The sequence below is a fragment of the Nesterenkonia sp. AN1 genome (assembly GCF_000582475.1).
GTDB lineage: Bacteria > Actinomycetota > Actinomycetes > Actinomycetales > Micrococcaceae > Nesterenkonia > Nesterenkonia aurantiaca.
This window is the reverse complement of record NZ_JEMO01000001.1, coordinates 216,543-233,061: the sequence shown is the minus strand read 5'-3', so window position 1 is coordinate 233,061 and position 16,519 is coordinate 216,543. Positions and strand designations below refer to the sequence as shown.

The 16,519-nt window shown below is 65.5% G+C and carries 16 protein-coding genes and 1 pseudogene; 10 read left to right on the top strand and 7 right to left on the bottom strand.

Annotated elements, in window-relative coordinates:
- Positions 1-101: 101 nt before the first annotated feature.
- Both BG28_RS01155 and BG28_RS01150 read right to left on the bottom strand, forming a co-directional pair.
- Positions 102-1,514, bottom strand: coding sequence for an MFS transporter (locus BG28_RS01155; RefSeq protein ID WP_051500782.1), 1,413 nt, complete (start codon positions 1,512-1,514; stop codon positions 102-104).
- Between the two features lie 529 nt (positions 1,515-2,043).
- On the bottom strand, positions 2,044-2,760 hold the full coding sequence (locus BG28_RS01150) for a TetR/AcrR family transcriptional regulator C-terminal domain-containing protein (RefSeq protein WP_036473559.1): 717 nt from the start codon (positions 2,758-2,760) through the stop codon (positions 2,044-2,046).
- Between the two features lie 611 nt (positions 2,761-3,371).
- Between BG28_RS01150 and BG28_RS16620 the strand changes: the two are divergent.
- From BG28_RS16620 to BG28_RS01115, 9 genes and pseudogenes are all read left to right on the top strand, one after another.
- Positions 3,372-3,494 (top strand): annotated as a pseudogene (locus tag BG28_RS16620) (PRC-barrel domain-containing protein); the annotation flags it as partial.
- A gap of 89 nt (positions 3,495-3,583) precedes the next feature.
- Positions 3,584-4,138 carry a YsnF/AvaK domain-containing protein gene (locus BG28_RS15985; RefSeq protein WP_051500781.1) on the top strand — a complete coding sequence of 185 codons (555 nt, stop codon included), beginning with the start codon at positions 3,584-3,586 and terminating at the stop codon, positions 4,136-4,138.
- 278 nt (positions 4,139-4,416) lie between these two features.
- Positions 4,417-4,827, top strand: coding sequence for a phage holin family protein (locus BG28_RS01140; RefSeq protein ID WP_036473558.1), 411 nt, complete (start codon positions 4,417-4,419; stop codon positions 4,825-4,827).
- On the top strand, positions 4,814-5,206 hold the full coding sequence (locus BG28_RS14015; RefSeq protein ID WP_051500780.1) for a DUF3618 domain-containing protein: 393 nt from the start codon (positions 4,814-4,816) through the stop codon (positions 5,204-5,206). The genes BG28_RS01140 and BG28_RS14015 overlap by 14 nt, the downstream gene beginning before the upstream one ends.
- 1 nt (position 5,207) lies before the next feature.
- Positions 5,208-5,321: a DUF4235 domain-containing protein gene (locus tag BG28_RS14695; RefSeq protein ID WP_084479294.1), complete on the top strand. Its 114-nt coding sequence runs from the start codon at positions 5,208-5,210 to the stop codon at positions 5,319-5,321.
- Positions 5,322-5,384: 63 nt separating this feature from the next.
- Positions 5,385-6,488 (top strand): YihY/virulence factor BrkB family protein, encoded by a 1,104-nt coding sequence (locus tag BG28_RS01130; protein WP_036473293.1) that lies wholly within the window; start codon positions 5,385-5,387, stop codon positions 6,486-6,488.
- A gap of 227 nt (positions 6,489-6,715) precedes the next feature.
- Positions 6,716-7,417, top strand: coding sequence for a hypothetical protein (locus tag BG28_RS14010; protein ID WP_051500779.1), 702 nt, complete (start codon positions 6,716-6,718; stop codon positions 7,415-7,417).
- A 101-nt stretch (positions 7,418-7,518) separates the two neighbouring features.
- Positions 7,519-7,878 (top strand): phage holin family protein, encoded by a 360-nt coding sequence (locus tag BG28_RS01120; RefSeq protein WP_235180904.1) that lies wholly within the window; start codon positions 7,519-7,521, stop codon positions 7,876-7,878.
- Positions 7,875-8,387 carry a DUF3618 domain-containing protein gene (locus BG28_RS01115; RefSeq protein ID WP_235180903.1) on the top strand — a complete coding sequence of 171 codons (513 nt, stop codon included), beginning with the start codon at positions 7,875-7,877 and terminating at the stop codon, positions 8,385-8,387. Before BG28_RS01120 ends, BG28_RS01115 begins: the two co-directional genes overlap by 4 nt.
- A 426-nt stretch (positions 8,388-8,813) precedes the next feature.
- Here the strand turns inward: BG28_RS01115 and BG28_RS01110 are convergent, their stop codons facing one another.
- From BG28_RS01110 to BG28_RS01095, 4 genes are all read right to left on the bottom strand, one after another.
- Complete coding sequence (locus BG28_RS01110; RefSeq protein ID WP_036473291.1) at positions 8,814-9,584, bottom strand: ABC transporter ATP-binding protein; 771 nt, start codon at positions 9,582-9,584, stop codon at positions 8,814-8,816.
- A complete protein-coding gene (locus BG28_RS01105) occupies positions 9,581-10,672 on the bottom strand; it encodes an iron chelate uptake ABC transporter family permease subunit (RefSeq protein ID WP_036473290.1) in 1,092 nt (363 codons plus the stop codon). The genes BG28_RS01110 and BG28_RS01105 overlap by 4 nt, the downstream gene beginning before the upstream one ends.
- On the bottom strand, positions 10,669-11,706 hold the full coding sequence (locus BG28_RS01100) for an ABC transporter permease (RefSeq protein ID WP_036473288.1): 1,038 nt from the start codon (positions 11,704-11,706) through the stop codon (positions 10,669-10,671). Before BG28_RS01100 ends, BG28_RS01105 begins: the two co-directional genes overlap by 4 nt.
- Before the next feature lie 179 nt (positions 11,707-11,885).
- Positions 11,886-13,040 carry a siderophore ABC transporter substrate-binding protein gene (locus BG28_RS01095; protein WP_084479293.1) on the bottom strand — a complete coding sequence of 385 codons (1,155 nt, stop codon included), beginning with the start codon at positions 13,038-13,040 and terminating at the stop codon, positions 11,886-11,888.
- Positions 13,041-13,371: 331 nt separating this feature from the next.
- Here BG28_RS01095 and BG28_RS01090 point away from each other — a divergent pair, with 331 nt between their 5' ends.
- Positions 13,372-14,559: an SAM-dependent methyltransferase gene (locus tag BG28_RS01090; protein ID WP_369797166.1), complete on the top strand. Its 1,188-nt coding sequence runs from the start codon at positions 13,372-13,374 to the stop codon at positions 14,557-14,559.
- 4 nt (positions 14,560-14,563) lie between these two features.
- Here BG28_RS01090 and BG28_RS01085 read toward each other — a convergent pair whose 3' ends face one another.
- Positions 14,564-16,381: a glycoside hydrolase family 3 N-terminal domain-containing protein gene (locus BG28_RS01085; RefSeq protein ID WP_084479292.1), complete on the bottom strand. Its 1,818-nt coding sequence runs from the start codon at positions 16,379-16,381 to the stop codon at positions 14,564-14,566.
- Between the last annotated feature and the right edge of the window lie 138 nt (positions 16,382-16,519).

Below are 16,519 nucleotides of genomic sequence, written 5' to 3'. Positions count from 1 at the left end.
CTCGGCCGACCGAGTCTCATGAGAAGCGCCGCTGCCCTGGACGCAGAACTGCCCCGCCCCCGGCTCATCAGTCGGGGACGGGGCAGCTGGAGCCGGTGCGACTACTTGGCGGCCTCGGTGTAGAGCGACTTCTTCGAGGTCTCCGGGGCCAGGATCAGCGCGATCAGGGTCAGCACGCCCAGGCCAGCCAGGTAGAGCCCGACCGCGCCGACGCCGTAGGCCTGGACCAGCCAGGCCGCCACGAAGGGGGTCAGAGCCGCGCCCAGGATCGAGGCGGCGTTGTAGGCCACACCCGATCCGGTGTAGCGGGTGTTCGTGGGGAACAGCTCCGGCAGCACCGCGGACATCGGGCCGAAGGTGAGCCCCATCAGGGTCATGCCGACGGCGAGGAAGGCCAGCATCTGCCAGACGTTGAGGTCCTCGCCGGTGCCCATAGAGTCCGCGGAGAGCCAGTAGCGGAAGCTCAGTCCGAAGGCCATGATCGCCAAGGTGACCACGATCAGCATCGGGCGGCGGCCGAAGCGGTCGGCCAGTCGGCCGGCCACCGGTACGAAGATCGCGAAGAAGGTGATCGCGACGATCTGCAGCACCAGGAAGTCCTGGTACCCGTAGCTCAGCCCTCCGACCTCGGCGCTGCCGATGGCGTAGGAGAGCACCCAGGTGGTCATCAGGTAGAACAGCCCGTAGGTGGCCAGCATGATGAAGGTGCCCAGGACGATCTCCCACCAGTTGCGCCGGAAGACCTCCCCGATGGGGGCCTTGACCCGCTCATTGCCGGCCATGGCCTTGGCGAAGACCGGGGTCTCCTCGATCCGCAGCCGGACATAGAGCCCGACGGCGACCATGACCACCGAGAGCAGGAATGGCAGGCGCCAGCCCCAGACCAGGAACGGGTCGTCGAGGTCGCGTGCCGTGGAATCGTAGGCGAACAGGGTGGCCAGCAGCAGGAAGAGGCCGTTGGCGAGCATGAAGCCGAAGGGGGCACCCAGCTGCGGCCACATGGCCGCCTGCGCACGTTTGCCCGGCCGGGCGGTCTCGGAGGCCAGCAGCGCGGCACCGGACCATTCTCCGCCCAGGCCCAGGCCCTGGCAGAAGCGCAGGATGGTCAGCATCGCCGGCGCCCAGAGCCCGACCTGGTGATAGGTGGGCAGCGCGCCGATCAAAAAAGTGGCGATGCCCATGGTCAGCAGTGCGCCGACCAAGGTGGCCTTGCGACCCACCTTGTCCCCATAGTGGCCGAAGATGATCGCACCCAGCGGCCGCGCCACGAACGCCGCCCCGAAGGTGGCCATCGAGGCCAGCAGCGCGGAGCCTTCATCGCCGTAGAAGAAGAGCAGCGGGAAGATCGAGACGGCCGCGGTGGCGTAGATATAGAAGTCGTAGAACTCGATCGTGGTCCCGATCAGCGAGGCCATGATGATCCGGCGGCGCGGCACGGTGAGGTTCTCATCGGCCACGTCGTCGACTTTTCGTTTCGAGGCGCCGGGCGCTGAGGGGTCAACAGAGGTAGACATTGCTGGGCATCTCCACAGAAGGGTTGATGGTGAGCGGCGCCGAGTGCGGCGCAGACCCAAAATGATAGGGCGAGGCCCCGAGGGTGCTGTACCCGGGTCGATGCCGTCTCATCAGCTGAGACTGAAGTGGGCGGCCTCCGGAGCCCAATCCGAATGACTCCACAGACCACCCGTCTGATGTGAAGCTGCAACGATCTCATCGGGCCTATGCTCATACGTCAGTCTTGGCGACTCTATCGTCCGATTTCGGCGTGGCGCCGATGCCACTCGTTCCCGCTGCGGAATCGCGCGTCTGTGGGGAACTCAGGTGCGAATCCCCTGATTGCCAACCCGTCGTCGCAGGAAAACACTTGTGACGGCGGCTGTCAAAGACTCGGCACGCAGCGCACGCATGGATCCTCCAAAGCTTCCGCCAGGCCCACGGGGAGACATAGGCTTCGACCCTATAAGGGCATGCACACCGGGTTCGCAACCATATTAGATGCAAAAAATAACCAGCAAGTAAATTTCCAGAAAAGCTGATTAGAAGCTATTGGCTGATATAGAATTCAATGCGATCGATTAGTGCTTCCAGGCCGATCTCAAATTCATTCTTGGAGTGATCCTCACTCAGAGCTGCCTTCAAACGCATCACCACTGGGACTGCGCTGCGGTCGAGGTCGGCATCCCCTTCAGGAACAATTGCGTTTCCCTCGTCCAGGGGAACCTCTACGGAGGAGACCTCAGCGCCGCGGACGATTGATTCCAACAGCAGGTGCCCCAGCAGGAAGCTGCTGATTATTCGGTAGGTGTGAACTGCGGCAGAGTCGCTGAAACCATGGTCGATGAGCGCGCGAAGGAAGCCTTCTACCAGGGAGAGGCTGCGCAGTGGGGGGCGAAGCCACGGTGCCGCAGGATGGCGGGTCGCGACAAGCGGGAAGACCAGAGGGTGCTCGACCGCGATCTGGCGAACCTGATGGGCAAATGTCTGAAGGTACCCCTGCCATGTTTCACTGAGCTGTTTGTCGAGATCGTCTTCCAGACCTTGTAACAGTTCAGCGACGACGCTCTCGAGCAGGTCTTCACGCCCTGAGACGTGCCTATACAGCGCCATTGCCTCCACATCGAGGCTGGCACCGAGTGCGCGCATCGTCAGCTTTTGTGCACCATGAGTGTCGATGTACGACAGGGCCGACCTCACAACCAATTCACGGCTGAGCCCAGGTCGCGCCTTGCCTGAACCTTCGGCGTCGGTTGTCCGATCCATTTGCATTTACCCCGCTACCTGATAGGTGACTTCCTCAGAAGACGCCCAGCTGGTGAACGCTTCTGCGTGCGCTCACCCATGGTACTCCGGCGGAGTTTCTTCACAGTTTCAGTCGAGCTCCTCACCGCAGCAGCATGCCCAGGATCGAAGGTCTTGGACATCACCTCGAATACCCAAGCCAGGAGCGATCACACGTGGACCCCCGGCGGGCCGGGCCGCCTTGCCCGGCGCAGCGCCCACCCGCGCACCCCTGTCCCACCGCCAGCGATCAGGGGGCCCTGGTGAGGCATCAGCGGCGCAACGCGGCGTGCTGCCACATGGCCCTCCGATTCCGTCTGGCCGGCTATTGCTCGGAGCTGTGTTTACAGTGTAATCTCCACATCAGGCTGAAGCCCCGAAGCCGCGGCGACGACGCGAGGACGGGCGCTTGCCTGCTACGAACGCGTCACTCGGGGCCGGGAGCACTCTCGAGCACCTACAGGCACGGTTGGCGCGATGAAATAGACGGTGCAGTTGATTCCAACAATTATTTAACTCGAATCAATTGGCATATAAATGTTATTTTAAAAAATCTTGACCCCCGAAGCTCGGGGGCATGGGAAGGCGAGTGAATGACCATGGTCAACAGCAACTTCGACATCGACTCGATCGAGAACGCAGATGTATATGACAGTGAGGGAGCCAAGGTTGGCTCCGTCGGTCAGGTCTACGTCGATAGTCAGACACAAGAACCCGAGTTCGTCACCGTAAATATCGGCCTCTTTGGTACCAAAGAGAACTTCATCCCCTTCGGCGCGACCGACCACTCCCCCGAGGCCTCAGGGTGCCGTTCACCAAGGCCTACATCAAGGATGCTCCCAACATCGACGTTGACGGACACCTCAGTGTTGAGGAGGAGCAGCGTCTCTGGGACTACTACAGCTCTGCTCGCGACACCGGACGCCACGGGGTAGACACCGGCGGTCCCGATGTTGACACCGATACCGCAGATGCCGACAACATGGTCGCCCATGAGGAGCGGCTGAAGATCGGCACCGAGCAGCGCGAGGCAGGCCAGGTGCGCCTGCGCAAGCGGGTTCGCACCGAGAACCAGAGCATTGAGGTGCCCGTCCAGCGCGAAGAGCTCGTCGTTGAGCGGGAGAAGGTCGACCCGAACTCCGCCGATGCGAGCTCTGCAGGCACGATCGATGATGCGGGTCGCGAGGATGAAGTCGTGACGCTGCGCGAGGAACGCCCCGTGGTCGACAAAGAGACCGTGGCCACGGAGAAGGTCAATGTCGGCAAACGGACTGTCCAGGACACCGAAACCGTCTCCGGCGAGGTCCGCAAGGAAGAGATCGACGTTGAAGGCGACGCTAAGCCCGGTGCGAAGCGGTGAGCGACGTCTCTGCAGCTTGCGCATTCAGAGCCTGACGTCTGGCGCCAACCGGGGGTCGGGTCTGAGGGTCCGACCCCTGGGAGGTGCCATCAAGAACAGGCCCCCGGTGCCAGCAGGTCGATCGCACAGGATGCAGGATCTTCTGCTGATCGGGACATCCGTGATGGCCGGTTCTTAGGCCCGATCCATCTACCGGTCCTACGGCACGGGGCAGCTTGATCTTCGAATGTCAGCAGCCACGAGGTTGCACGTCGATTCACATGCAAAGGGAACACATCATGAGTCACCCCGCGAAACCGTCCGAACCTACAGTTCCTGAGTTGATGACCCGCCTCTCAGAACAGACCTCACGATTGGTCCGCGACGAGGTGCGACTCGCCCAGGCGGAGTTGACCGCGAAGGCGAGACAGGGCGGCATCGGTGCTGGGTTCCTCGGCGTCGGAGGCATCCTGGCATGGTTTGGTGTCGGTGCTCTGATCACCACATCCATCCTGGGGCTCGCGTTGATTCTGCCGGCGTGGGCAGCCGCACTCATCGTCACGGCTGTCCTCTTCATCGCCGCCGCCATTACGGCCCTGCTCGGCAAGAAAAGACTGGAAGAGCTTTCACCGGCGCCCGAACGGACAATCACCAACGTCAAGCTAGACGTTGCTGAGGTCAAGGAACACACCCGCCATGACACCCGCTGATCGCAAGAATCCTCAGGGGCCCCGCCTGACTACAGGCACGAAGAACGCCACCGCTGTTCAGTCAGAGCCTGGGAAGGGAGCTTCCAAAGATGAGATCGAGGCCGACCTTATGCGCACTCGGCGCGAGCTCGGTGAGACTGTCGGGGCTCTGGCCGAGAAACTCGATGTGAAATCCCAGGCCCGGGAACAGATCAACGTGACGAAGGACCGCATAGCCGAGCAGTCGAGCGAAGCACGCCAGCACGCCGCCAGATTCATCGGGCGCGTGAAGGCATCTCTCAGCGATGGACAGGGCAGACCGAACACGAACGCGTGGATCGGTGCAGGCGCTCTCGCCGTGACCGCAGCCCTCCTCCTAGCCAGCCGGGCTCGTCGGTGAGGTGCTTCTCGCGGCTGCTGTTCGAGGAGCGCTCTTCGCCTGTGTCAAAGCCCTCGTAGATCGCGGTGGAGCTCGGACGTTTCAGCGGCTCACCAGAGAGTGGCCGGGCGACTAGACCCAGACCGCCACCATGTCCCGGAGCTCGTGCTCCCTACACACTCGGAGAAAGGCCCGTCTCATGTCTCACAGCTCCCGCGACAATACCCAGAATGATCCGGCGGACGCTCCTCACCCGGAGGACGAACGCAAGCCTGACTCTCCGGCTGAGATCACCAAACCTACGTGGAAGTACATCCTCAGGACCACGATCCGCGAGTTCTCCGCGGACGGTTGCACCGATCTGGCCGCCGGCCTCACCTACCGCACTGTCCTTTCCATCTTCCCGGCACTGATCGCCGTGGTTTCGGTGTTGAGTCTGTTCGGGCAGGGCGGGGGAACCGTCACCGCGGTCCTTGATCAGGCGGAGGGCATCGTTCCCTCCGATACGTGGGGCACAGTCCGGCCTGCCTTGGAGTCTGTCCTGACAGCCCCTGCTCCGGGGCTCGGGCTCATCCTCGGATTGCTGGCCGCGTTGTGGTCGGCCTCCAGCTACGTGAAGGCGTTCGGCCGGGCGATGAACGTCATCCACGAGGTTCCTGAAGGTCGTGGTGGGATCAAGCTCAATGTGCAGATGTATCTCCTGACAGCGCTGATCCTGGTCCTGGGAGCGGTTGCCCTGCTGATCCTGGTCCTGTCGGGACCGGTTGCAGAAGCAGTGGGAAGCGCGATCGGGCTTGGCTCGACGGCGGTCACGGTGTGGAGTATCGCCCAATGGTTCGTCCTGGCGTTCGTCGTCGTGTCCGTCGTTGCTCTGCTCTACTACGCAACTCCCAACGTGCAGCAACCGAAGTTCCGCTGGGTGAGTGTCGGGGCCCTCATCGCCATCGTGGTCGCGGTCCTGGCCTCTGTGGGCTTCTTCTTCTATGTGTCCAACTTCGGCAACTACAACGCCACCTATGGAGCGCTGGCCGGGGTCATCATCTTGTTGCTGTGGATATACATCGTCAATGCGATCCTGCTCTTCGGCGCCGAGGTTGACAGCGAAGTCGAGCGCGGCCGTGAGCTCCAGGCTGGAATGCCCGCAGAGGAGAACCTCCAGCTGCCAGCCCGAGACACCAAGGCCAGCGACAAGAAGGCGAAGAAGCATCAGGAGGATGTCGGGCGCGCACGCAATCTGCGCAGATCTGCCGGCCGCAGCCAAGACGAACCAGCAGTTGGCACGGACGAGTCTGTCCGGCGCTGAGGTGTCGGGCGTCACCCGTCTAGTTGATCTCCAGACTCTCTTTTCAACCTCGGTTCGTCGCGAATCCGAGGACACGACGAAAGGCAATCATGTTAAACCCACACAGCACCCCGAATAACAATCTCGGCGGAGAGGACGCGTCACGAGCCAAGACGTTCCCGACGCCTCCGTCGACCTCGCCCGGGAGGGAGACGGATCCTGCAGCGAACGATCTCCCACTGGGGACCATGCCGATCTCCGGGCAGCAACAGCACTCGGAGCGTCCCGGCTCCGGGTCTGATTCCACATCTGGTTCCACCTCCGATTCTGCGTCTCAGGACCAGAAGAAGTCGGATCATGCCAAATCCGCGGCCCAAGATGTCGCCGGCGACGCCAAGGGTGCCGGACGGGCAGTCAAGGACACGGCGACCCAGGAAGCCGCAGGGGTCAAGGACGACGCCGTGCGCGAGGCCAAGCGCCTGGGCAGTGAAGCGGGCACCATGCTCGAGTCCCAGGCGTCTGAACAGCTGGATCGCGCAGCCGGCACGGTGCGCACCTTCAGCGACGACGTCGCTCGCATCGCTCGTGGCGAGAAGCCTGAGCCCGGGGTCGCGAAGGACCTCGTGGACCAGCTGAACACCCGCGCCGAGGCGACTGCCAGCTGGCTCGAGGATCATGACCCCCGGGAGGTTCTGCACGAGGTGCAGAGCTTCGCGCGTCGTCGTCCGGTGGCGTTCCTGGCCATCGCAGCCGGTGTCGGTTTCGCCGCTGGCCGGCTGACCCGTGGACTCAAGCAGCACCACGCCGATGACGCAGGCGCTGTCGCAACCGGGCCTGCTGCCGGTGACGCCGACCCAGGCACTGCCCCGGCCTATGAAACCGGTCCCACCAGTCCCGCCCCGGGTTACACCAGCGACACCGATCCCTACGCCGGCGGTGCTGGCCGATGAGCAGCTATGCCCGTCGCCCCACTGACCCAGAACCCACATCTGGGACAGATCCCACGCCTAGGTGGGAGCGCAGAGCCGAAAAGGAATCATTGGGTTCGCTCATGTCCAACGTCAGCAGTGACCTCTCCACCCTGATCCGGCAGGAGATCGCCCTCGCCAAGGCCGAACTGCGCGAGACCGCGAAGAACGCCGGAAAGGGTGCCGGCATGTTCGGCGGCGCCGGCATCGCCGGGCACTTCGTGCTGCTCTTCCTCTCCATCGCCCTCTGGGCCGCTCTGGGCGCCACCGCGATCGGCACCGCCTGGTCAGCGGTGATCGTCGCCGCGATCTGGGCGATCATCGCCGCGGTCCTGGCGGTGCTCGGGAAGAAGAACCTTGAACAGGCCCAGGGCGCCCCGCACACGACGGAGACCCTCAAAGAAATCCCCGACGCCCTCACCCCCACCAAGGAGACCCGATGACACAGCAGACTCCGGAAGAGATCCGCGCCGATATCGAGCGGACCCGCAGCAGCCTCTCCCTTGACGTCGACGCCGTCGCCGATAAGGTCTCACCCTCCAAGGTCGCGCAGCGACAGACTGAGAAGGTCCGCCACACCGTGGGCGGATGGAAGGATCACGTGATGGGCTCAGCCGATGATGCCTCCACCAAGGTCTCCGATCGGGCGCACCACGCGGCCGAAGGTGTTCAGCATGCACCCGGTGCCGCGAAGCAGAAGACTCGCGGAAACCCGCTGGCGGCCGGGCTGATCGCCCTGGGCGCCGGGTGGCTCGCAGCCTCGATCGTGCCGGCCTCTGAGCCGGAGAAGAAGGCGGCCGCCAAGCTCGAAGACCAGGCCCAGCCCTTGGTCGATGATGCGAAGAGCCAGGCGAAGTCGATGGCCGAGGAGCTCAAGGAGCCGGCGCAGGAATCTGCGCAGCGAGTCCGAGAACGTCAGCGGCTGAGAGTGCGGCAGAACGTGAAGTCGTGAAGTCTGAAGGACAGGATCAGAAAGATTCCGTCGCAGACTCCGCGAAGTCCTCGGCGCAGGACGTGCGGGGCAGCTGACACGTGATGCGCCAGGGCGGGCCTGCGGTATCGGCTGCGGACCCGCCCTGGTCATCGATGGCTCGTGAAGGTGGCTTCAGTCACCGTTGCCTATCACCGCACAACGACTGCATCGCATCCACGAGCCCCCTGCACACGAGCGTCATATGCTTCGGTGCCGCTGTCGGTCAGGGTCAGATTCCGCAGTGGTGCCGACGGGACCGGATGATCAGCTCAGTTCCGGGTTCAGCACCGGAGTGCCCAGATCCGGGTCCACCGTGCGAATGGCGTGGGTAAAGATCTTCGTCCTCTGCGGTTCAAGGCCGCTCCTGTCGAACATCGCCACGCGATCACTCATCAACGAGAGCTCTCAGTAGTACACCGCGAGCGGCCCGCGCGGACCCTCGATCACGGTGACCTCAGTATCGAAGACTCGCGTCAGCACCGCATCCTGCATGATCTCCGCAGGGGTTCCGTGCTCGACCACTACGCCATCCTTCATCGCCAGGATCCTGTCCGAGTAGCGGGCGGCGAAGTTGATGTCGTGCAGCACGATCACCACGGTCCGGCCCAGCTCGTCGGCGGCGCGGCGCAGCTGCTGCATCATCTGCACCGCATGCTGCATGTCCAGGTTGTTCAGCGGCTCATCGAGCAGCACATAGTCGGTGTGCTGGGCCAGCACCATGGCCACGTAGGCCCGCTGCCGCTGACCACCCGAGAGCTGATCCAGGTAGCGGCCCTCCAGTGCGGTGAGGTCCAGGAAGTCGATGGCCTCGGAGATGTGCCGCTCGTCCTGAAGGGTGAGCCGGCCCCGGGAGTGTGGGAACCGGCCGAAGCCCACCAGCTGGCGCACCGTGAGCCGGGTGACGAAGTGGTTCTCCTGGCGCAGGATGGAGAGGATCTTGGCGATGGTCTTCGAGGGCGAGCTCACGACGTCGTGCCCGGCCACCTCGATCCGCCCGGCGTCCACATCGAGCAGCCGCCCGATCATGGTCAGGATGGTGGACTTTCCGGCACCGTTGGGGCCCACCAGGGCGGTGATGCCGCCGGCGGCGATGTCCACGCTGACCGGGCCGATGGCCACGGTGTCGCTGGCCCCTTCTGTGCCGTAGTTCTTGGCGACCTCGGTAAGGCTGATCACAGGCGACCCTTTCGCATCAGGACTATCAGGAAGACGACGCCGCCGATGAGCTCGATGATCAGGGTCACCGCGCCCTGGGCGTAGAAGATGTTGCGCATGATGAAGTACGCCCCGGTCAGGACGGCGTACCCGATGAGTATGGCCATCGGGAACAGCATCCGGTGGGAGTAGGTGTCGGCGAACTGGTATGCCAGGGTCGCAACCAGGAAGCCCAGGAAGGTCATCGGGCCGACCAGGGAGGTGCTCATCGCCATCAGCACCGAGACCAGCGCCAGGATGATCAGCACTTCGCGCCTGTGGTGGACCCCGAGGTTGTCCGCTGTGTCACGTCCCAGCGCGACCACGTTGAGCCGTCGCGCCCGCCACCACAACACCCCTGCGGCCGCCAGCGCGATCGGGATCGCGTAGGGCAGGTACTCCCCGCGGGCATTGCCGATATTGCCGAAGAGCCGCGCGGTGAGCACGTCGAACTCACTGGGGGTCAGCACCCGCTGCATGAAGGTCGACAGCGAGCCCAGTCCCCCGCCGATCACCACGCCCACCAGCAGCATGATGTGGATGTTGGAGAACTTCCCGCTGAGCAGCCAGGAGTAGAGGATCGTCGCGAAGAGCACCATCGCCCCGGCCTGCATCAGGAACTGCGGCAGCCCGGTGACCAGGGTGACCCCGGCGATGCCGAAGAAGAACACCGCACCGGTCTGGATCGCCACATACAGCGATTCGAATCCCATGATCGAGGGCGTGAGGATCCGGTTGTTGGTCGCGGTCTGGAAGGACACCGTGGCCATCGCCTGGCAGAAGACGACGACGCCGATGACCAGCACGGTCTCCGCGCGCATCTTTGCGATCAGCCAGTACCCGTCGGAGCCCACGGGCATCGGATTGTCATAGCTGAGGATCCCCGCGGTGAAGAGCACCGAGAGACCGGCGAGCAGCGCCATGATGCCCCAGTAGCGCAGGCCGTGGCGCCTGGTGGTAATCGCCCCGGAGCGCCGACCGTCCCGATGCGGCGACCTGACTCCCGGTGACCCGGCATCTCCGGCCGGGCCAGATGTGGCGCGGTGTTCGCGATCGAGCTGTGCGGTCATACGGGAAGCCCTCCTTTCTTGCGCTGCCGCAGCAGCAGCCCGACGAACACCACAGCGCCGACCAGGCCCAGGACCAGCCCGACAGGAATCTCGAACGGTGCGCGGATGGTGCGACCGATCAGGTCGCAGACGGTCACGGTCGCGATCCCGAGCAGCGCGACCCATGGCAGGTTGCTGCGCAGGTCATCGCCGCGGAAGAGCGAAACGATATTGGGCACCACGAGCCCCAGGAAGGGCAGCGTGCCGACCACCGTGGCGGTGACCCCGGTGGCCACCGCCACCATGGCGGTGCCCATGAAGAGCACGGCGGTGTAGTTCAGGCCCACGTTGGTGGCCATGTCCTTGCCGAGTCCAGCGACCGTGAACTGGTCGGCGGTGATGAACACCAGGATGGTCACCCCCAGCACCAGGAACATCAGCTCGTAGCGCCCCTCGACCACTCGGGTGAAGGAGCCCGCGAACCAGATGCCCAGGGTCTGCAGGTGGTCGGTCATCAGCGCGATGTAGGTCGTGAAGGAGCTGACCACGGCGCCCAGCATGATCCCGATGATCGGCACGATCAGCGAGGACTTCAGGGTGACCCGCTGCAGGAAGAGGAAGAAGATGACGGTGCCGATGAAGGCCATCGTCACGGCCCCGCCCATCCGAGCGAGCATCGAGGCTCCTGGGAAGAGCCAGAGCACCAGGATCAGCCCCAGTCCCGCCCACTCGGTGGTGCCGGTGGTGGTGGGCTCCACGAAACGGTTCTGTGTGAGCAGCTGCATGATCAGTCCACACATGGCCATCGAAGCGCCGGCCAGCACCAGTGCGATGGTGCGCGGGACCCGGGTGATGCCGAACATCCAGAACCCGTCTGCGGAGAAGACGTCGTACGCTCCGGTGGTCAGCGAGAGCATCAGCAGCCCTGAGGTGATCAGCACGGCGATCAGCAGGCCTGAGGTGAGGAGTCGCTGCTTGCGAGTCTCTCGGGGGCCACGTGCGACCGGAGTCGCGAGGTCCTCGCGACTCCGCGCTGCAGAGGGGGTGTCAGGCATCGAAGGGGCTTTCCATGATGAGCTGGAGCTATGCAGTGGTCCGCATAGTCCGTCCGCTGCGGACCTGAATAGCTAATACAGGTATTTCGTATTGGAGACGGTCCCGCGCAGGTTGTCCAGGCCTGCGCGGGACCGTCGGGCGACCATCATTCACCGACTGGCAAGAGAGTGAACTGCGGTCATTCCGCGGCTTCGAGTGCGTCTGCGAAGTCGCGGAAGAACTCGGTGTAGGCCTGGATGTCTTCGGTGAGGTAGAAGTTCTCCGGCAGGTACACGATCTGGTCGTTCTCCACGGCGGAGACGTTGGCCAGTGCGGCTGACTCCTCGACGATCTCGGCTGCGGGGCTGTACTCCTCGCCCTCGTCCAGGGAGAGGCGGGCCTCGCGGTCCAGCACGAGCAGCCAGTCTGGGTTCGCGGTGGCGATGGCCTCCACAGAGATGTCATCGCCATGGGACTCGTTCTCCCCCTCCTGCTCCAGTGCGGGGGTGAGGTCGAAGGTGTCGAAGACCGGTCCGATAGACCGACCCTCAGGCCCTGGCGCCACGTAGCTCATGTCACCGCCGGAGGTGAGCAGGCCCATCACCGTGGACTCGCCGTCGTAGGCGTCCTGGACCCGCGCCATCTCGGCCTCGAGCTCTTCCACGAGCTCGGCGGCGACACCCTCTTCACCGAATACCTCGCCGAGCGATTCCGTCTTCCGGATCAGCTCTTCGACCAGGTCGGCGTCCTCCTGCGGCTCGAACTCCAGAATGGTGGCCTCGGGCGCAAGACCTCCGAGGTCCTGGTAATACTGCTGGAAGCGCTGCCCGTTGATGATCAGATCGGGCTCCGCCGCGACCACGTTCTCCAGATCCGGCTCACGGTGATTGCCCAGATCCAGGATGGACTCATCCTCAGCCCAGTCATGGGTCTGGGCGTCCATCAAGCTGCGCGCGGCGGCAGTGGGCTCGACGCCGAAAGCCTCTAAAGTCCGGTAGGACCTGTTGTCGGTGACGACGACGCTCTGGGGATCGGTGGAGACCTCGTGGGTGCCGTGGTCATCCTCGATGGTGACCGTGGCAGCGTCTTCACCCTCAGCCTCACCCTCGGCGTCTTCCGCTTCAGCTGCTTCCCCTTCGGTGGCCTCGGGCTCTTCTGCCTCGGCCTGCGAGCCGCAGGCCCCCAGGGCGAAGATCGCGATGAGGCCCAGGGAGAGCGCGCCCACGGTCCGGGAGCGCGGCGTCGGCGCCGAGCTGCGCGCAATGGACTCAGGGCCTGCGGCCCCGAGCCGGGGGCGCTTGGGCGCAGTGCTCTCGGAGGCGGTGCCCTCGGGTGCGAAGTCTTCAGTGGGCATGGCCCTGCCTTTCACGGTGATTGCTCCGGGTACTCACGGAAGAAGATTGAGACTTAGTGTCCCCTAAGCTAAATAGAAGCTACAGACTTATCTAATTTAGCGCAAATAGGGTGCCCTATATGTCGGGAAGGCGTGATTCGGTCATCAGTTCGTGAGGTATTGTTCGTGGCGGGGTCTCCAGCATGCGGATTCGCCCGGATCGGCGGGCAGCTACCGGTACCGTAGGAGCAGTGTCCTCCCCCGCCGCTGATCCTCTCTCCCCAGTCCTCACCCCGGAGGGTGGGAGCTGCTGAATTCGCTGCCGCCCTATGACGAGGAGGCGGCCTTCGGATTGAACCTTCGGCTGCGCGAGGCCGGCCACCCGCCGGATCGGGTGGCGGCGGCCCTGACGCAGTCCCGGCTTCGCGCGGCGGCGCGGAAGAAGTTCGGCGAGTTCGCCGGGCGGATGCTCTTCACCCACGAGGGCCTGCAGCAGTCGACCCGGCTGCCGGTGGCGGCGCGTCATGCCCAGCGCTTCCGCACCGCCGGTCTGGATCGGGTGATCGATCTCGGCTGCGGCCTGGGGGGAGATGCCATGGCGGCAGCCTCGCTGGGCCTGGCCGTGACGGCGGTGGAGGCGGATGAGCGCATCGCCGCAGCGGCCACGATGAACCTGCACCCCTTCCCGGAGGCGGCGGTCCAGCACGGCACGGCCGAGGACTTCGCCGTGACCTTTGATCTGCTCGGCACCGGGGCTCCCCCAGGTTGGGGCCTGTGGCTGGATCCGGCACGCCGCGATCCGCATGCGGCCCAGGACTCCGCCTCGACCGGGCCTTCTCGGCTCTGGGACCCGGAGTCCTTCTCCCCTCCGCTGAGCTTCGTGACCGCCCTGGCGAGCACCGGCACCCCGATGGGGGTCAAGCTGGGTCCCGGGCTGCCGCATGAGCTGATCCCGGCCGACTGTGAGGCCGAATGGGTCTCTGTGGACGGAGATCTGGTGGAAGTGGTGCTCTGGTTCAATGCGCTGGCCCGCCCCGGGGTGCGCCGGGCCGCCACACTGCTGCCCAGCGACGGCGCCACGCCCGTGGAGCTGATCAGCGAGACCGACTTCGGATCCGGCGCGCAGCTGGAACCCGAGGGGCGAGCCGGGCTCTCCGGGGTGCTGCATGAGCCGAACCCGGCGGTGATCCGTTCCGGGCTCGTCGCCGAGCTCGCCGACTCGTTGGATGCTCACCTGCTCGATGAGCACATCGCCTATTTCTGCGCCGATGAGCCCGTGGGGGACCCCGCCTATCGGCTCTCCCGACAGTTCCGGGTGCTCGAGGTCAGGCCCTACAACGTCAAGTCGCTCAAGGCCTGGGTGGCGGATTCCGGGGTGACCAGTCTGGAGATCAAGAAGCGCGGGGTCGACGTCGTCCCGGAACAGCTCCGCCAGCAGGTCCTGCCGAAGAAGCGCACCAAGGGACCCCGGCACCGGGCCACCGTGGTGATCACCCGGCTGGGCGAGGAGCGGGTCTTCGCCGTGGTGGAGCCGCTGTAGCCGCTCAGCAGGCGGAGTGGCCGCGCGGCAGCTCGCCCACCTTCACCGGAAGCGCTCCAGGGGCCTGGGCCCCGGCGAGCACCGCGGCGAGCGCCTGGAAGGATTCCTGGGTGCGGCCGTAGAGCGCGATCTGGGTGGGAGCGTCGGCGTCGGCCAACACCTCGGGACGGTCCAGGGCCACGGCGATGTCACCACCGGCGGCGCTGGACTCCCCGACCAGGTTCACCACCGCGCCGGTTCCCACGGTGAGGCCGGCAGCCTCGGCGGCTGTGGTCAGCCGGGCGCGGTCCTGGTCGGTGCCGCCGAGGATGGTGATGCCGGCGTCGGCCAGGTCGGCCTCACACTCTCCAGCGACAAGAGTCACCGCGGATTCACTCAGCTCCGCCGCGGTCTCTTCTGCACTGCCGGACTCTGATTCCTGGTCGGCGTCTCCTTGCGCATCTTCGCCGCGCAGCCGCTCGGGCAGCTGGGCGCCGGGCCCCGCGGCGAGCTCTCCGTCGGCCAGCTCGGCCTGCCAGAGCTGAAGCGCGGCGACGCGTTCGGCCGCCTCCTCGAGGCGAGAGCGGTCAAGCTCGCCCGACTCCACCGCCGTGACGATGCCGGTGTGGGCGCCGCGGAGGTCGGCGGGCATCAGCAGCAGGTCCGCGCCTGCGCTCAGCGCGGTCACGGCGGCCTGGTCGCCGCCGTAGCCCTGGACGATGGCGCCCATGTTCAGCGCGTCGGTGACCACCACGCCGTCGTGGCCCAGCTCGCGCAGCTCGGTGTAGGCGGCGGCGGAGAGTGAGGAGGGGACGTCTGCTTCCAGCGCGGGCACCTCGATGTGGCCCATCATGATCATCGGGACACCGGCCTCGGCGGCCTCGGCGAAGGGCGCCCAGTCGCGGGCGCGCAGCTCCTCGAGGCTGGCACCCTGGACCGGGAGTGTCTGGTGGGAATCCTCGGTCACGGAACCATGCCCGGGAAAGTGCTTGACCGAGCCTGCAAGTCCGCCCTCGGCGAGGCCGCGGATGCCCTCCATGGTCAGTTCCGCGACGGCCTCGGCGTCCGAGCCGAAGGACCGGGAGCCGATGGTCGGATCGGAGGCACCGACTGTGACGTCGCCGTTGGGCGCGAAACTGGTGGTGAACCCCAGGTCAGCCAGCTCAGCGGCGAGGAAGCGGTGTCCAGTCCGGGTGAGCGCGCCGTCGTCGTCCTGCGCGTCCACCTCCGGCTGTTCCTGTTCAGGATCGTCCTGCCCGGAATCAGCCTGCCCTGGGCCGGCTGCTCCGTAGGCCATCGGGGTGGGCCATTCGGTGAGCGGGGCGCCGACCCGGGTGACCAGGCCGCCCTCCTGGTCCACGCTGATCATCGGGGGCACCTCGCGCTCGCCGCCGGCCTCGCCCAGCGTGCTCAGCGCGGCGGCCAGCTCCTGGGTGTCGACACCTCCCTCGGCGACAGGGACGTTGGCGCCCATGATGATGGCACCGCCCAGGTGCAGCTCCTCGATCAGGGCCACCATGCCGGAGGCATCGGGGGTCGCGTACTCCCCCACCAGCACGGATCCCGCCAGCTCGCTGAGCGAGTACTCGGCCACGATCTCGGCGGCCCGCTCCTGGTGCTCCTCAGCGGGCCCGGCGAGCGCGGCCTCCTGGGCCTGCTCGGCCTCGGCGCGACGCTGCTCCTCGGCCTCCGCCGCGGCATCCTCGGCGCTCTGCTCGCTCGGCTCCGACGGATCCCCGGAGACATCCGGATCGGCGCCCCCGGCACAGGAGCTCAGCAGCAGGGAAGACAGCAGCACCGCCGCCGCGAGGGGGCGAGGACGTGAGGAACCGGCGGAAGACATGTCAGCCAGGATATCCGCGCCGCCTGGAAAGCTGGGCCGGACCTCGGACGCGAGTCCTGAGAGTCCCGACCTCCAGGGGAACTCCGGGCCGGGTATCGGGAATCGTCCAGCCGGGGCAGTATTCTGTGTGTTGATGCG

Excerpts from the sequence above, each read along its gene's own strand:
- BG28_RS01155 (WP_051500782.1), bottom strand. The coding sequence starts at position 1,514 with ATGTCTACCTCTGTTGACCCCTCAGCGCCCGGCGCCTCGAAACGAAAA.
- BG28_RS01150 (WP_036473559.1), bottom strand. The coding sequence starts at position 2,760 with ATGGATCGGACAACCGACGCCGAAGGTTCAGGCAAGGCGCGACCTGGG.
- BG28_RS01140 (WP_036473558.1), top strand. The coding sequence starts at position 4,417 with ATGAGTCACCCCGCGAAACCGTCCGAACCTACAGTTCCTGAGTTGATG.
- BG28_RS14015 (WP_051500780.1), top strand. The coding sequence starts at position 4,814 with ATGACACCCGCTGATCGCAAGAATCCTCAGGGGCCCCGCCTGACTACA.
- BG28_RS01130 (WP_036473293.1), top strand. The coding sequence starts at position 5,385 with ATGTCTCACAGCTCCCGCGACAATACCCAGAATGATCCGGCGGACGCT.
- BG28_RS14010 (WP_051500779.1), top strand. The coding sequence starts at position 6,716 with ATGCCGATCTCCGGGCAGCAACAGCACTCGGAGCGTCCCGGCTCCGGG.
- BG28_RS01120 (WP_235180904.1), top strand. The coding sequence starts at position 7,519 with ATGTCCAACGTCAGCAGTGACCTCTCCACCCTGATCCGGCAGGAGATC.
- BG28_RS01115 (WP_235180903.1), top strand. The coding sequence starts at position 7,875 with ATGACACAGCAGACTCCGGAAGAGATCCGCGCCGATATCGAGCGGACC.
- BG28_RS01105 (WP_036473290.1), bottom strand. The coding sequence starts at position 10,672 with ATGACCGCACAGCTCGATCGCGAACACCGCGCCACATCTGGCCCGGCC.
- BG28_RS01100 (WP_036473288.1), bottom strand. The coding sequence starts at position 11,706 with ATGCCTGACACCCCCTCTGCAGCGCGGAGTCGCGAGGACCTCGCGACT.
- BG28_RS01095 (WP_084479293.1), bottom strand. The coding sequence starts at position 13,040 with ATGCCCACTGAAGACTTCGCACCCGAGGGCACCGCCTCCGAGAGCACT.
- BG28_RS01085 (WP_084479292.1), bottom strand. The coding sequence starts at position 16,381 with ATGTCTTCCGCCGGTTCCTCACGTCCTCGCCCCCTCGCGGCGGCGGTG.